Raw genomic sequence first — 16,371 nt, 5'->3', positions numbered from 1 at the left:
TAATAAAATTTATTATCTTACTGAAAAACAGTAATTTACTGTGTAAATTTTAACAAATGAAGTAGGGTTAGAGCGAATTAACGGTCTTTCTAATGGCCGTTAGATCGGTCAATAATTTTTCCAATAAACTTAAATCCAGCATATTGGCGCCATCACTTTTGGCATTGGCAGGATCAAAATGGGTTTCCATAAAAAGACCGTCAACGCCGGCAGCAATTCCTGCGCGTGACATGGTCCCGATTAGCGCGGGTCTTCCACCCGTAACCCCAGAAGATTGATTGGGTTGTTGTAAAGAATGCGTAACGTCCAGAACCACAGGGGCATATTGCTTCATGGTGGGAATACCACGGAAATCCACAATCATATCTTGATAGCCGAACATGGTGCCACGGTCTGTGATAATGACTTGTTCGTTTCCGGTATCGGTTACTTTGGCCACGGCATGTTTCATGCTCTCTGGGCTCATAAATTGCCCCTTCTTCAGGTTGACGACTTTTCCGGTTTCGGCAGCGGCAACCACCAAATCGGTCTGGCGGACCAAAAAAGCTGGGATTTGGAGTACATCCACATATTCTGCGGCCATTGTGGCATCAGAAATTTCATGGATATCCGTTACGGTTGGAACTTTGAACGTCTCGGAAACCTTTCTCAAAATTTTTAGTGCCTTTTCGTCCCCAATTCCCGTAAAAGAGTCAATACGGCTACGGTTGGCCTTTTTAAAACTCCCCTTAAATACATACGGAATCTGGAGTTTATCTGTAATGGACACTACTTTTTCCGCAATCCGGAGTGCCATTTCCTCACCTTCTATGGCACAGGGACCGGCCAGTAAGAAGAAATTGTTGCTGTTTGTATGTTTTATCTGGGGTATCTTGGAAAGATCCATTTCTTAAAGTTTGCACAAATATACTACATAAGCTTGGTAACCTTTTTAGTTTTATCACAATCAAAATCATCCATTATGACCCAAAAACTACTCCTTATTCCCTTTATGGTTTTAAGTTGTTTTTCCGTCTTTTCACAATTTCATGAAAAGGGCAAAACCTTTGATCTGGTCAATCTGGAACGCCACCAAGTCAGGTTCGATCTGCTCAGCCCTGGATTCAGTTACGAATTGGGATTGTTCCGTAACCAAAGTATCTCAACAGGATTGGGACTGGCAACCGCAACTTATGAAGAGGGCTATGCCTTCGGCCTGACCATGAACAACAGATACCGGTACTACCATAATTTTCAGAGACGTATCGATAATGACAAGAATGTTTCTGGAAATTCCGGCAATTATATTGCCGCGGCACAGGCCATTTTCTTTTCCCAGTTGCGGGTATCGACCAATATCGATGGCCCAAAGGATTTCAACCTGGGTTTTTATGGTATGGTCTATGGGATCCAACGAACCTATAAAAGTGGTTTTAATTTTAATGCGGAACTCGGTGCGGGACTTTATAAAGGCGATGGTGTTCCCGATGGTTATGGCCCGTTGATCCATTTTACCTTCGGATGGGTGGCCACCAAGCGAAAATCAAGAGAACCAGTGTTCGATTAAAACATTTCCCTTTATCAAAGATATATTCTTTTGCAGATACTATTTTGATGATCTATATGTTATACTAGTACCAAATTAACCTACAATGCATCGTTACATTCTCATTGGTTTATTGTTTTGTTGCCTTGGCATGAATGCCCAGTATGGTAAAAACTGTGAGATTCGCCAAATGAAACTCAATGTGTTCAATCCCGGTTTTGAATATGAAATGGGGGTGGGGGTGAACAGCACATTAGATGTTCGAGTGGCTTGGCAAGCGGCTTTGGAGCCAGCTAGCCCAGAACCTTATGACAATTTGGATTTCTTCCCCGCCATTACGGCCCAATACCGATACTACCACAATTTTAATGGCAGATACCACCGAAGACGATCTATTTATGGGAATTCTGGCAATTATATTGCTCCATCGGCAGCCCTATTTTCACCCGGAGATCGGGTGGTGGATGGTAATTTGGTGGAAGGCGTGCATGGGTATGGTGGACTGGTCTATGGTATTCAGCGCAGTTATAATTCGGGTTTGAGCTTTTCCATAGATGCCGGTGCCGGATACTACGTTGGCCCGTTCAAAGGAGCCATTCTTCCCGTGGTGAACATCAGTTTGGGCTGGATCATCAGTGAAAAAAGATGGTGCGTGGGTCTGTAGGTTTTGAAACCCCTCAAAATCAATAAGATAAAAATAACATTTCCTTGTGTGTGCGAGAAGAAAATAGCAGTATCTTTGCGGGCTTAAAAATTAGCTTATGTCCAAGATTAAGAACATTGCCATCATAGCGCACGTAGACCACGGTAAGACCACTTTGGTTGATAAAATCATGTACCATTGCCAGTTGTTCCGCGATAATGAGAATAAAGGCGATTTAATTTTGGACAACAACGATTTGGAGCGGGAACGCGGAATTACCATCGTTTCCAAGAACGTTTCGGTAGTCTACAAAGACACCAAAATAAACATTATTGATACCCCTGGGCACGCCGATTTTGGAGGAGAAGTAGAGCGTGTTCTCAACATGGCCGATGGGGTGTTGTTGCTTGTGGATGCTTTTGAAGGCCCCATGCCGCAGACCCGTTTTGTGTTGCAAAAAGCCATCGACTTGGGATTGAAACCCTGTGTGGTCATCAACAAAGTGGATAAAGAAAATTGTACTCCCGAAGAAGTCCACGAAAAAGTATTTGATTTGATGTTTGAACTGGGTGCTGAAGAATGGCAGCTCGATTTTCCAACTGTATATGGCTCTGCCAAACAGAATTGGATGAGCGAGGATTGGCAAAAACCTACAGATAATATTGAGCCACTTTTGGATATGGTTCTGGAACATGTTCCTGAGTTTAAACCAGAACAAGGTTCCACCCAAATGTTGATCACCTCTTTGGACTTTTCTTCCTTCACAGGTCGAATTGCCATTGGTCGTTTGCAACGCGGAACACTTAAGGAAGGGCAGCAAATTTCCTTGGTGAAAAGAGATGGTAGGGTGGTAAAATCTCGAATTAAGGAGCTGTACACTTTTGAAGGATTGGGTCGAATAAAAGTACAGGAAGTCACAGCTGGCGATATCTGCGCCATTGTGGGTGTGGAAGGCTTTGAGATTGGTGATACCGTTGCTGATTTTGAAAATCCGGAAAAACTAAAGACCATCGCCATTGATGAGCCCACCATGAGCATGTTGTTCACCATTAACGATAGCCCGTTTTTTGGAAAGGATGGCAAGTTTGTGACCTCAAGGCACATCAAAGAGCGTTTGGAGAAAGAATTGGAAAAGAACTTGGCCCTCCGGGTAAATGAGACCAACAGTGCCGATAAATTCATGGTTTTTGGCCGTGGGGTGTTGCATCTTTCCGTTTTGATCGAGACCATGCGACGTGAGGGATACGAACTTCAAATAGGTCAGCCCCAAGTGATCATTAAGGAGATTGATGGCGTAAAATGCGAGCCTGTTGAGTCATTGACCATTGATTTGCCTGAGGAAGTTTCAGGCAAGGCCGTAGAAATGGTATCCATCCGGAAAGGGGAGATGACCAGTATGGAGGCCAAAGGTTCCCGAATGATCTGTGAATTTATCATCCCATCCCGGGGCATCATCGGATTACGAAACCAATTGTTGACAGCAACGGCTGGCGAAGCCATCATGTCACATCGATTTTTGGAATATCAACCCTTAAAAGGGGAAATCGCCCAACGACAGAACGGTTCTTTGGTTTCCATGGAAAATGGAACCGCTATTCCGTATTCCATTGACAAATTGCAAGAACGCGGCAAATTTTTTATTGATCCGGGAGAGAATATTTATGAAGGACAGGTCATTGGAGAAAATTCCCGTGGGGATGATATGACGGTGAACGTCACCAAGACCAAAAAACTGTCCAATGTGCGCTCTTCTGGTGCTGATGAAAAGGCCAAAATTGTACCTGCCATCAAATTTTCGTTGGAAGAAGCTCTGGAATACATCCAAAAGGATGAGTACGTGGAGGTAACACCGAATCATATTCGACTTCGTAAGATTTACCTTAAGGAAGTGGATCGGAAAAGAAACAAGATTGACTAAGGAGTCAGTGTCATTTTGGGCTTAGCGAAAAATCTCTCGATTGGTTCTCGACTGCCTGCCCGTCAGGCGCTCGAACTGACCAGTATTGCCTAAGTTTTACTAGATGTAGATTTCCTTGCTCTTGAACTTGACACGAATTCCACGAATGTTTACAAATTTTGATTTAAGGAATTTCGTGCTTCATCCTTCGAACTTTGAACTTGAATTTGAGTTTGAAACTTGAACTTGTTTTTTATGTCCTAAGAACTTAGGTGTCCATGGTGTTGTTCGCGCAGACAGGCTACAGCTGCACCTATGATTCCGGCATGGTTCATCAATTCGGCTTTGATCACATGGGTTTCAATGTCGATATGGTGACTGAATTCTTCCCAATCCTTTGAAGTGCCCCCACCGATGATGATCAAATCCGGGGAAACGATAAGTTCCACCAACTTTAGGAATTTGTTGAACCGTTTGCCCCATTTTTTGTAGCTGAGGTCTTCACGTTCCTTGGCCGATGCAGCAGCCCATTTTTCAATTTTCTTGTACTTTTTATAGGGAATTTGTCCTAGTTCAAAATTGGGAAGAAGCACGCCGTTAAAAAAAGCGCCACTGCCCAATCCGGTTCCAATGGTGATCATTATGACCAGTCCGTCCTTTCCCTTTCCGGCACCATAGTTCATGGAGGCATAACCCGCAGCATCTGCATCATTCAATACGGTAAACTCTTGCCCTGTGACTTCCGTAAAGAGTTCATCCACATTGACACCTACCCAACTGGGATGAAGGTTTCCGGGTGAAAGGCAGACCCCATTTTTTACAATGGAAGGAAAGCCGCAACCCACTGGACCTTTGTAGTTAAAGTGTTCCACAATTTGGGCGACCACTTGGGCCATTTCATCAGGTTTTCTTGATTTTGGGGTTGGGATTCGAAAGCGTTCCGTGAGCATTTCACCAGTTTCAGCGTTGACCAAGGCACCTTTTATGCCCGATCCGCCAATGTCAATTCCAAGAATATCCATACAAGGAAGAAAAATTTGTTTAGACAAAGAAACAAAAACTTTTGCGGATCACAGATATGTGACGTAAATCATTCAATTTAAATGGTGATGGGTGAAAGGTAAAGGGGCACCTTTGTCCTACATCGCTTTTTGAATGACCTCAAATACCTTGCTGTCGTCACATTTGAGGGTTTTGTGCGGATATTTTAGGATAAGGGCATAATCGTGCGTGGCCATAACAATGGTACGTCCATTTTGGTTAATGTCCTGCAATACTTTCATTACCTCCACGCTCGTTTGGGGGTCAAGATTCCCAGTCGGCTCATCGGCAAGGATAAGCTCGGGGTCGTTCAGTAGGGCACGCGCAATGGCAATTCGTTGTTGTTCCCCGCCCGAAAGCTCGTGCGGAAATTTAAAACCTTTGGTTTTCATGCCTACCTTGGTCAATACTTCCTCTATTTTGGAATTCATTTTGGAATCATCGGTCCATCCAGTGGCCTTGAGCACAAACCGGAGATTGTTGTTGACGTTTCGGTCTGGCAGTAATTTAAAATCCTGGAAGACGATGCCCAGTTTCCTTCGTAAATAGGGAATGTCCTTTTCTTGGAGTTTTTTCAAATCAAAATCGACTACAGAGGCATCCCCCTGTTTTAGGGGAATATCGGCATAGAGGGTTTTCATAAGACTACTTTTCCCGCTACCGGTCTTTCCGATCACGTATACAAATTCTCCCTTCTTCACTTCCAGGTTCACATCCTTAAGAACAAGGTTCTCATTTTGAAATACGGCAACATCCTGTAATTTTACAATGGTCTCGGGCATAGTATTCTTATATGATTACAAAAGTATTTGAAAATACCGAATCCTTGTCATAATTCAATGAGAAGTCTATTTTTCGTTAAAATGCAAAACTGGATCATCCCCAAATTTTGGTGTTCAAATTAAGGTCTTCCACCATGCCAATGGCTGCGGAAATGTCCGCATAGAGTTCTTCAAGTGCATTGGAGGTGATAAGATTTTTGTTATCCGGTAGGCTAAAAAATCCGTAGGGGCGCTGTACTGCTATGTGCAGTTTGTCATTTTTAAATGAAAGCATCAAGGGCTTGTCCATTGTTTGTTTTAGGGCCAAAATCCGTTCCATAAAGGACATGGAAAGAATATAACGCGCCTCTACCTGATCGGTACTGTAGACCACAAATTCGTTCTCAAAATCAGGATTTTCTAGGTTGACAGGTTCATCCCTGCTAAAGTTCAATGATTGGATGGTCTTCGCTAGATACCCTATTCTTTTTTCAAACTGATCTGGAAGGACCACGGTGGTGCCATTAAATTTTTTGTTGAAATCCACTATGGCCAATATCCCTGAAAAACTGTAGGCCGCATTATCAACAGAGTGGTTTTTGGAGAACCAAGGTCGAATATAGTTGTATGCAACATAAAAATGTGGCAATAGTGGAATGTACATGTAAAAAGAGCCCAAAAAACTTTGGTTGATGATCTTTACATCACCAAGGGTCACATTGGTGTCACCGATTTTACCAAAGGCAGCACCCATACCTGAATTGTATGCGTTTTGGTATTTGTTTTTATACTGCGGCAATTGGGAATATGTAGGCATCAATTGGCTCTCGGTTATTTCTTCAGAGGTAATTTGCTTCATCTCGTCATATGAAAAGTTGGGTGCTATTGTCCTGAAAATACGTTTTATGATTTCTCTCCCGATTTTTTGGTAGTTGGCCTTCTGTCTATTAAAAATGATAAAAAGAGCACAAAGCAATATCCAACACACAATGATGATGGCTTGAAAAGAGAACCCCGAACCATTTTGATGGATTTTGGATGACCATTTGCCCATATTGATTAGACCGGGCATCAAGGATATTAGTATGGGCCCTATTATCATCATGGCCAGACCCAGATAAGAAATTACTTTGTAGAAACGATATTTTTTTCTCAATTTTTCGGCTTGCACCAATTGCGGCAAAAGCCCTTGTTTGATTTCATTGAAGTCGTTCATAGTAAAACTCTATCAAAAGGAAACTTCCGGTACTTTCTTTTCCTCCGCCTCAATAGTGAACAATGTTTTGCGGGAATACCCCATTATATTGGCCATAATATTGGAAGGAAACATTTCAAAGGCGTTGTTGAACGAGTTCACAGCGGCATTATAGGCCCTTCGGGCTGCGGAGAGTTGTTCTTCCACTTCGTTGAGGGCGGTCTGCAATTGAAGAAAGTTTTCACTGGCCTTTAGATCGGGATAGGCCTCGGCCCTTACCTGTAGTTTTCCCAGCATCATCCCCAATTGACTTTCCAAATGAAAACGGTCATTGGCCTCTGGATTTTCGTTCATTATTTTTTCCCGCAGTTGGGTGATTTCAGTCAGGGTATCCCTTTCATGGTTCATATATCCCTTGACCGTGCTGACGAGTCGTGGGATTAAATCCGTTCTTTTTTTAAGCATTACATCAATGCTGCTGTAGGCTTCTTTTGTCTTGTTCTTTTTGGCTATCAGATTGTTGAACAAAAAAATAATTAGAAGCAGAAAGCCTCCGAAAATGATTAGGGGATAGGTCATGGTTTTATGATTTGGAATTACTATTCAATAATAAATGCTGTGCCAGTTCAAAGGAAGAGGAGGTCATTGCCTAAAAAACGGTACGGTGAGGTTGTGGAATAATGCAATCAAAAAAGCCAATGATTCCTTAAATAAGGATATCATCCCAACGACATTGTTATTTTTGATGGCTATAAAGCTCTAGAGGTAATCGAGCTTTCGTGATAAATGTAACAATTATTGGAAATACTACCAGAAGTGACCATTAAAAATTAGATATTAAAGCAAGTAAACATACTTTCATCTTAATTTTAGCGTTATTGTAAAAGTCAGTCGAGAACAGCGTAGAACACTATGAATCGAAAAAACCTCCTTCTATTTCCCATTGCTTTGGGAACTTTTTTTATGGTCTCCGCCCAGGAAACCAAAATATATACCCACGAAAATAAAGCGTACCAAGATGCCCTGGCCTTGTACAACAACGAACAGTACCAAGCGGCCCAGAACATTTTTGAAAAGGTAAAATCCTCTACAACCGATTACGAGACCGAGGCCAACAGTGCCTATTATGCTGCCAATGCCGCCATTCGGTTGAACCAACGCGGTGCCGATAAGATGATGGAGGATTTTGTGGACCGTTATCCCACTTCCACCAAGCGAAATTCCGCTTTTTTGGATGTGGCCGATTACTATTTTGAGACCGGGAAATACCCCTACGCCCTAAAATGGTACAAAAAGGTGGATGAGTCTGCCATGTCCTATTCCGATCAGCAGCGGTTTAACTTTAACAATGGGTATGCACTGTACGCTTCCAAACGACCCAAGGAAGCGGAACAGTATTTGAACAAAGTGAGCACATCACAAAAATATGGCTCCCAAGCCAAGTATTATTTGGGGTACATCGCTTACGAACAGGACGATTATGACCAAGCCAGTGCCCGGTTCGACCAGATTACCGACCCAGCACTGCTCAACGAAAAACTTTCCTATTATCAAGCCGACCTTAATTTTAAGCTGGGCAATTTTGAGGAGGCCATTGCCATGGCGGAAAAGCAAATGTCAAAATCGGACCGCAACGAACAATCCGAACTCAATAAAATTATTGGCGAGAGCTATTTCAACCTAGAACAATACAGTGAGGCCATTCCCTATTTGGAAAAATACAGGGGCAAACGTGGCAAAATGAACAACACGGATTATTACTTGCTGGGCTACAGCCATTACAAGCAAGGCGATTACCAAGCGGCTATTCAACAATTCAATAAGATCATTGGGGGGACCAACAGCGTTTCACAGAATGCCTATTACCATTTGGCGGAGTGCTATTTAAAGTTGGACAAAAAATCGGAGGCGCTCAATGCGTTTCGAAATGCTTCGCAGATGGATTTCAGTCCCGAAATCCAAAAAGATGCCTGGTTGAACTATGCCCGATTGAGCTATGAGATTGGAAATGCCTACGAGCCCGTTCCGCAGGTTTTGACCTCGTATCTTGAAAAATATCCAAAGGATAAGCACCAATTGGAGATTCAGGAACTTTTGGTGGATTCCTATATCACCTCCAAGAATTTTGAGGGTGCTATGACCCTTTTGGAGGAAAATAAAAACTACGCCAGCAAGGAAACCTATCAAAAAGTGGCCTATTACCGAGGGATTGAACTTTTTATGGATGGCGATTACGAAGCAGCGGTGGGACGCTTCTCCAAATCGTTGAAAAGTGCGGAAAACAAAGCTTTTGAGGCCCGAACACTTTATTGGAAGGCGGAAGCGGAATATAGATTGAACCGATTTGAAGAAGCCTTGCTGGATTTTGTGCAGTTCCAAAAACTTCCAGCGGCCCGATCTATGCAAGAATATCAGGAGCTGGACTACAATCTGGGGTATTGCTATTTTAAGTTGAAGGACTACAACAACGCCATTGCGTATTTTAAAAATGTGGTCAATTCCACTGCTTTGGATGACCAGCGGAAGAATGATGGCTATTTGCGGTTGGGCGACAGCTATTTTGTGACCAGCAAATATCAACTGGCCATGCGGGCCTATGACGAGTCATCCAAGATGAACGGTCCGGAGCGGGATTATGCCGCTTTTCAAAAAACATTGTGCAATGGATTTTTGGGCAATAGTTCCGCCAAAATTGATGGTTTAAACGAGTTCTTGACCATGTATCCCACCTCATCACTACGTGATGATGCCCTTTTTGAGTTGGGAAATTCATACGTTACAGGAAACCAAGAAGCAAGAGGGTTACAAACTTATGATCGTTTGATAGAGGAGTACCCAACAAGCAAGTTTGCCCCACGGGGAATGTTGCGGCAAGGGTTGGTACATTACAATGCGAGCCGAAATAGCGAAGCCTTGGACAAATTAAAGTTGGTGGTACAAAAATACTCCAACACCCAAGAGGCCAAACAAGCTGTTGCCACAGCCAAATTGGTGTACGTGGATGAGGGTCGGGTAAGCGAATATGCCGCTTGGGCCCGTAACCTGGATTTTGTTGAGGTCACCGATACCGAACTGGACAATGCCAGTTTTGAATCCGCAGACCGAAAATATGTGGAAGGAAAAACAGAAGCTGCCATTAAGGGCTACGAGGATTATCTTAAGGAATTCCCCAATGGCTTGCATGCCCAAAATGCCAATTTTTCCCTCGCTCAACTTTATTTTTCAAAAGGGGAGAAGGAAAAGGCTTTGCCCAAATACCAAACTGTGGCCAATGGCGGTAATGGAGAGTACACCGAACAGGCGTTGACACGTGTTTGCGAAATCTATGTGGAAAAACAAGATTACCAAAGTGCCATTCCGTATTTGAAAAAGTTGGAAAGCACTGCGGATATTTCGGAGAACCGCACTTTTGCACAATCCAACCTAATGAAAGGGTATTACGGGCAAAAAGAGTATAGTCAGACCATCGCTTATGCCGAAAAGGTGTTGAAGGCACCAAAAATTGATGACCGTATCAAGAGTGATGCCCAGATTATGATCGCCCGTTCGGCCATCGCTACAAATAATGAAGCCTTGGCCAAAACAGCCTATCAGGATGTGAAAAAGATTGCCACAGGAGAACTGGCAGCCGAAGCATGGTACTATGATGGCTATTTTAAAAATCAAGATGGGGCGTATGAGGTTTCCAACGAATCCGTCCAAAAATTGGCGAAGGATTATTCGGCCTACAAGGAGTGGGGTGGAAAAGGATTGGTGATTATGGCGAAGAACTTCTACAATTTGGGGGATGCGTTCCAGGCCACCTATATTTTGGAAAGCGTGATTTCCAACTTTTCCGAATTTGATGAAATTGTTACCGAAGCAGAAGGAGAACTGGCACGGATCAAGGCCAAAGAGGCGGAAAGCAATTCATCGGTGAACCCAGACGGAAACTAAATCGAGACACAGCATGCAAAAGAGAACCTATATATTTTCAACACTTTTTTTGAGCCTTTGCGGAGCCCTTGTGGCACAGGAAACCGACAACATTGGTACTGAAACGGTAACGGTGGTAAAACCGTATTCCCCCACCGTTTCGGATGCCTTTAAGATTAAATCGACGCCCAACCTCAATGACTCCATTGTGCTTCAAAAAAAGGATATCGACTATAGTATATTTTCCGTTCCCGTGGCGTCAACCTTTACGCCCGCCAAAGGAAAAGCATCAGGGGTGGAGAAGACCCCGCCGCCCACCTTGTACAATTCGTATGCATCGGTTGGGCTGGGCAATTACAACAATGCCTTGGTGGATTTTTATACCAGTCGCGAGTTTAATCGGGGCGAGGATTTATTGGATTTTGGCCTGACGCACCATTCGTCAAGGGGCGATATGGATTCAACTCCGTTGGATACCGAATTCTACAACACAAAACTCGATGCATCCTATGCCAAAAAGGACCGCTACATGGATTGGGGCGCCAGTCTTGGACTTCAACATCAGCTGTACAATTGGTACGGCATTGAAAACGGTGAATTTGCTGAAACTACGGTAGCCGACATGGATGAACAGCAAAATTATTTCAATGCAGAGGCCAAGGCCCATCTGAACATGGAGGATTCTTTCTTTAAAAAAGGGAACATTTTGTTGCGCCGGTTTTGGGATGCCACAGAATCTGGTGAGAATAGGGTAGTGGTGAACCCCACTATAGAACTGCCCATAACCGAGGAATTGATTACGATTGGTGCAAAGTTGGATTATGTGGGGGGAAATTTTAAAAATGCCTCGCTCAACAATACGGTTAACACGGGTGAGATCAATTACAGCCATTTTCAGGCTGGGGTGAACCCCAGTTTGTTGATTCTTCGTGATGATTTGACCGTGAACCTTGGTGCCAATTTTGTCTATGGAATGGATACGGAGAATAGCGACAGCAACTTTTATATCTATCCTGCCGTAACGGCATCCTACCGATTATTGGATGAAAATGTCATCGCCTACGGCGGCATTGAAGGGGATTTGAAACAAAATTCCTATCATGGTTTTGTGGATGAAAACCCATACGTATCACCAACCTTGAACATATTGCCAACAGACCAGCAGTATGTGGGCTATGTGGGACTGAAAGGACAGCTACTTTCCAATGTGGGGTACAACATCAAAGGTTCATACACCGCGGAAAACCGAAAGCCCTTGTTCCTTTTGAATCCAGAAAACCTCTTTCGGGATGATGAAAGCAGCTATTATTATGGAAATTCCTTTCAGGTGTTTTATGACGATGTAAAGACCTTGGGCATTTTTGGTGAACTCAATGTGGATGTCAACCGGAACTTTTCACTTGGGGTCAACGCCGAATTCTACGATTATGATACGGAAACCGATAACCCGGCCTGGAACCTGCCTTCCATAAAAGGTTCCGTGTTTATGGATTATCAAATAAATGACCAATGGTATTTGGGAGCCAATCTCTTTTATGTGGGCGAACGTGATGATTTGTTGGCCGTGGCCGAGGAAAATGCCACACCATCTGAGTTTCCGGCAGCCATTGTTACGTTGGACGGCTATTTTGATGCCAATGCCCATGTGGGGTATCACTTTAATGAACAACTCTCTATTTTTGTAAAAGCATCCAATATCGCCAATAGCGATTATCAACGTTGGGCCAATTTTAGGGTGCAGGGTTTCCAGGCTCTAGCTGGGGTTTCTTATAAATTTGACTTCTAAATCCTGTAGGGGAATACACAATAAAATGTTAAAAAGGACGTTTTAATCCCCCTGCCAGTATGTTTTTTCCAATTCGTATTGGTAGTTCCAAACTGATTGGAAATCATGTTGTTGCGTTTCTTTTACATAGTGCCCAGCTTGGTGGTCACATTGTTTTGTGCGAATCTTCAATCCCAAAATTTGGTCCAGAATGGAGGGTTTGAGGATTACCTTCAATGCCCGGTAAAAATGAGTAACCTAAACAAAGATGCCAAGCATTGGAGTGCCCCAAGTTTAGGGACCACGGACTACTTCAACGAATGCAGTAGGACCAAGTTGGGAATCCCCATGAACTTTAAGGGAAAACAGGCACCTTTCGAGGGAACCGCCTACGCCGGACTTTACTTATTTGCTCCAAATGATTATCGGGAATACATACAAGTGCCTTTGACAGAGACCTTGGAAAAGGGGCATAGGTACAGATTAAAACTTTCTTTGAGCCTAGCTGAAAAATCTGATGGCGCCGTTATGGATATTGGAGCCGTGCTTTCGGAAAAACCATTGTCCATCCATACCAAAAGACAGCTCTCCCACGCGGCATTGACTTCACAGAGCATTCAGACCACACACATGAAACAATTTTCTGCGGAGGGGTTTTATGACAACAAGGAAAAATGGATGCAATTGAGTTTGGACATTGTGGCCAAAGGGTTTGAAAACCATTTGATCCTGGGCAATTTTATGAGCAATGCCGGAACGCACTACATGGATTTCAAGAATCCATCTCCCCGGGCAGAAGGCTATTCCTATTATTATATTGATGACATTTCCCTGACCTATTTGGGGCCGGAGTACAAGCCCAACGAAGTGTATGTATTGGATCACGTCAATTTTAATTTTGACCGATTTGATTTACAGCCCAAGGCCAAGCAGAGCCTAAAGGATGTTTTTGATTACCTGATAAAAAATCCCAATTTAAAGGTTTCCATCAGCGGGCATACCGATGATTTAGGTTCAGATGAGTACAACGATGTGCTTTCTCGGGAAAGGGCCGACACCGTTGCCAAATATCTTATGGAATTGGGACTGGAGAAAAACCGCATCACTTCAAAAGGATATGGGGATAATGTGCCCTTGGATAGTGCCCAAACCGATCAAGCCCGACGAAAAAACCGCAGGGTGGAATTTGTAATGACCGAGTTTGTGGATCAATAGGTTGTCCATTCACTAGCATTTTCTATTTTTGGAGAAACCAGCTCTCCATGAAAAAGTTGCTTCTCTTTTGTTCCGCTGTGGTCTTTTTTGCCTGTACGTCCAAGGAAGATGTGGACCTTATCGTTTATAATGCCAACATCTACACTGTGGATGATGATTTTTCCAAGACCTCTTGTGTGGCTATAAAGGATGGAAAATTTGTCGCAGTGTCCGAAACCGCGGACATTTATAAAAAGTACACCGCCAAGGAAGAATTGGATGCCGAAGGCAAGACCATTGTACCCGGCTTGATTGATGCCCACTGTCATTTTTACGGTCTGGGACTGAACCAACAGGTGGTTGATTTGGTCGGAACCAGCAGTTTTGATGAGATTGTAAAGAAAGTGGATGAATTTCAAAGGGAACGCCCTTCAAGCTTTATTATGGGCCGGGGTTGGGACCAAAATGATTGGGAGATCAAGGAATTCCCCACCAAGGACAAGTTGGATGAACTCTTTCCAGATACTCCCGTTGCCTTGGAGCGTATTGATGGGCACGCTTACATTGTAAACCAAAAGGCATTGGATTTGGCCGGAATCACTGCTGATACAAAAATGGATGGGGGTGAAATCGTAAAAAAAGATGGGAAATTAACCGGCGTTTTGGTGGATAACCCCATGGGAATGATCAATGCCATTATACCTCAGCCCAGTCGCGAAAATCAGATTCAGGCTTTAAAAGATGCAGAAAAACTGTGTTTGGATTATGGATTGACCACGGTAAACGATGCCGGTTTGGGAAGATCCACCATCGAACTGATTGATAGCTTGCAACAAGCAGATGAAATGGCCATCCGTGTGTATGCCATGGTGAGCAATTCCCCTGATAATTTGGATCACTTTCTCAATACCGGAATCATCAAAACAGACCAACTGAATGTACGTTCCGTAAAAGTATATGGTGATGGTGCCTTGGGTTCCCGTGGGGCTGCATTGAAAGCACCGTATTCCGATCAGCCCGGGCATTATGGTGCCATGGTAACTCCCGTTGACCAGATTGGGGCTTTGGCCGAACGGATAGCAGCTTCGGAGTATCAAATGAACACTCATGCCATTGGCGATTCTGCCAATATTGTGGTATTGCGGGCCTATCAAAAAGCTTTGGAGGGCAAAGAAGACCGCCGTTGGAAGGTGGAACATGCACAAGTCATTTCACAATCGGACTTTGATTATTTTGAAAATGGGATTATCCCCTCGATTCAACCTACCCATGCTACCAGCGATATGTATTGGGCCGAAGACCGTTTGGGAGCAGAACGCGTCAAGGGAGCCTATGCCTATAAAAAGTTGTTGGACAAAGCCGGCCTTGTTGCGTTGGGCACCGATTTTCCAGTGGAACAGGTAAGTCCATTCTTGACTTTTTATGCCGCTGTTGCACGACAAGATTTGGAAAACTATCCTGAGGGTGGCTATCAAATGGAGAATGCCTTATCCAGAGAGGAAACCTTAAAAGGAATGACCATTTGGGCAGCCTATTCCAATTTTGAAGAAGACGAAAAAGGGAGTATCGAACCTGGAAAATTAGCGGATTTCGTCATTTTGAGCGATGACATCATGGCCATGCCCATAGACAATGTTCCAGACGTAAAAGCGGAACAAGTTTTTGTGGGGGGCGTTTCTGTAAAATAGATTTAAAGAAGCAAGATGTCAGTTCGAGCGCAGTCGAGAACGCTTTAAGGAAATTCATTTCAACTACGCTCGATGTGACATTTACTTTTTAGAAGCTCATCGGCAAGGTAGCTCTTGTGGTGCCCCATCCCATGACCATATCACCGTTGTCATCAAAGGCAATGGAAAAAGCCTCCAATTCCTCACCATCGGTGCTGGCTTTGGCTGTTACCCTGGCCACATCAGCAGCACTGTCATAGGAATACGCGCCCCACTGGTGCAAGTTGCTGTTCAAGATAACGGTCCATTCATCATCACCAGGGATGGTAAACAAAGAATATGTTCCTGCCTTGATCGCAGTGCCTCCCACAGTGGCATCCTTGTAAAAGGTAATTTCAGTGGCCTCATTGGCTCCGGTTCTCCAAACTTTTCCTTTTGGGGCCAGTTCATCCAAACTACGACCTTTTAATTGTGGACGGCTATAAATAATTCGCGCAGCCTTGTCCATTTCCCTTGAACTTGAAGGGTAATAGGCAATATCCGCAGGGCTTTTGTCCAACCCGCTGAATTTCTGGGCGGTAGCTTCAGTAGTGAAGACCAAAGCCAAGGTTAAAAAAGTAAATAAGAATACATTTTTCATGATTGCGATTTTAGTTGTTTCCAAAACTAGGATGTTATTAAATGGTGTTTTTATAAAAAGACGTTAAAATTTAAGAACCTTACAAAATGATCGATTTTATATCGTAGTTCCATAATTCAATTACAATC

Annotated in this window: 13 protein-coding genes; 7 read left to right on the top strand and 6 right to left on the bottom strand. The window is 43.5% G+C overall.

Translation table 11 applies throughout. From position 1 onward, the window contains the following. Nucleotides 1–67: 67 nt before the first annotated feature. The gene (kdsA, locus tag A7D14_RS06520; protein ID WP_067031723.1) at nucleotides 68–886 is read right to left on the bottom strand and encodes a 3-deoxy-8-phosphooctulonate synthase; all 819 of its coding nucleotides are present in this window, start codon (nucleotides 884–886) and stop codon (nucleotides 68–70) included. A 75-nt stretch (nucleotides 887–961) separates the two neighbouring features. Between kdsA and A7D14_RS06515 the strand changes: the two genes are divergently transcribed. From A7D14_RS06515 to typA, 3 genes are all read left to right on the top strand, one after another. Beyond that, nucleotides 962–1,546: a hypothetical protein gene (locus A7D14_RS06515; protein WP_067031720.1), complete on the top strand. Its 585-nt coding sequence runs from the start codon at nucleotides 962–964 to the stop codon at nucleotides 1,544–1,546. An 85-nt stretch (nucleotides 1,547–1,631) separates the two neighbouring features. Then, the gene (locus A7D14_RS06510) at nucleotides 1,632–2,189 is read left to right on the top strand and encodes a hypothetical protein (protein ID WP_141673248.1); all 558 of its coding nucleotides are present in this window, start codon (nucleotides 1,632–1,634) and stop codon (nucleotides 2,187–2,189) included. Nucleotides 2,190–2,286: 97 nt separating this feature from the next. After that, complete coding sequence (typA, locus tag A7D14_RS06505) at nucleotides 2,287–4,086, top strand: translational GTPase TypA (protein WP_067031714.1); 1,800 nt, start codon at nucleotides 2,287–2,289, stop codon at nucleotides 4,084–4,086. Nucleotides 4,087–4,325: 239 nt separating this feature from the next. On the opposite strand, the gene ppgK is transcribed toward typA, so the two are convergent. From ppgK to A7D14_RS06485, 4 genes are all read right to left on the bottom strand, one after another. Then, nucleotides 4,326–5,087: a polyphosphate--glucose phosphotransferase gene (gene ppgK / locus A7D14_RS06500; protein ID WP_067031712.1), complete on the bottom strand. Its 762-nt coding sequence runs from the start codon at nucleotides 5,085–5,087 to the stop codon at nucleotides 4,326–4,328. Between the two features lie 117 nt (nucleotides 5,088–5,204). Continuing rightward, entirely contained in the window at nucleotides 5,205–5,888 is a 684-nt protein-coding gene (locus tag A7D14_RS06495; RefSeq protein WP_067031710.1) for a cell division ATP-binding protein FtsE, read from the bottom strand. A gap of 94 nt (nucleotides 5,889–5,982) precedes the next feature. Next, a complete protein-coding gene (locus A7D14_RS06490) occupies nucleotides 5,983–7,083 on the bottom strand; it encodes a DUF3137 domain-containing protein (RefSeq protein WP_067031707.1) in 1,101 nt (366 codons plus the stop codon). Between the two features lie 12 nt (nucleotides 7,084–7,095). Continuing rightward, entirely contained in the window at nucleotides 7,096–7,641 is a 546-nt protein-coding gene (locus tag A7D14_RS06485) for a LemA family protein (RefSeq protein WP_067031704.1), read from the bottom strand. A gap of 333 nt (nucleotides 7,642–7,974) precedes the next feature. Between A7D14_RS06485 and A7D14_RS06480 the strand changes: the two genes are divergently transcribed. The 4 genes from A7D14_RS06480 (at nucleotide 7,975) to A7D14_RS06465 (ending at nucleotide 15,624) form a co-directional block, all read left to right on the top strand. Continuing rightward, nucleotides 7,975–10,998: a tetratricopeptide repeat protein gene (locus A7D14_RS06480; RefSeq protein WP_067031702.1), complete on the top strand. Its 3,024-nt coding sequence runs from the start codon at nucleotides 7,975–7,977 to the stop codon at nucleotides 10,996–10,998. Nucleotides 10,999–11,011: 13 nt separating this feature from the next. Then, a complete protein-coding gene (locus A7D14_RS06475) occupies nucleotides 11,012–12,763 on the top strand; it encodes a TonB-dependent receptor (RefSeq protein WP_067031699.1) in 1,752 nt (583 codons plus the stop codon). A gap of 228 nt (nucleotides 12,764–12,991) precedes the next feature. Further along, complete coding sequence (locus A7D14_RS06470) at nucleotides 12,992–13,957, top strand: OmpA family protein (RefSeq protein WP_176712372.1); 966 nt, start codon at nucleotides 12,992–12,994, stop codon at nucleotides 13,955–13,957. Nucleotides 13,958–14,004: 47 nt separating this feature from the next. Beyond that, the gene (locus A7D14_RS06465; protein ID WP_067031694.1) at nucleotides 14,005–15,624 is read left to right on the top strand and encodes an amidohydrolase; all 1,620 of its coding nucleotides are present in this window, start codon (nucleotides 14,005–14,007) and stop codon (nucleotides 15,622–15,624) included. 88 nt (nucleotides 15,625–15,712) lie between these two features. On the opposite strand, the gene A7D14_RS06460 is transcribed toward A7D14_RS06465, so the two are convergent. Beyond that, complete coding sequence (locus tag A7D14_RS06460; RefSeq protein ID WP_067031692.1) at nucleotides 15,713–16,243, bottom strand: DUF2911 domain-containing protein; 531 nt, start codon at nucleotides 16,241–16,243, stop codon at nucleotides 15,713–15,715. Nucleotides 16,244–16,371: the final 128 nt, after the last annotated feature.

The sequence above is a fragment of the Allomuricauda sp. CP2A genome (genome assembly GCF_001683915.1).
In the GTDB taxonomy this organism is placed as follows: Bacteria; Bacteroidota; Bacteroidia; order Flavobacteriales; family Flavobacteriaceae; genus Flagellimonas.
The sequence above is the reverse complement of the archived record's forward strand: the minus strand, read 5'-3'. Positions and strand labels throughout refer to the sequence as shown.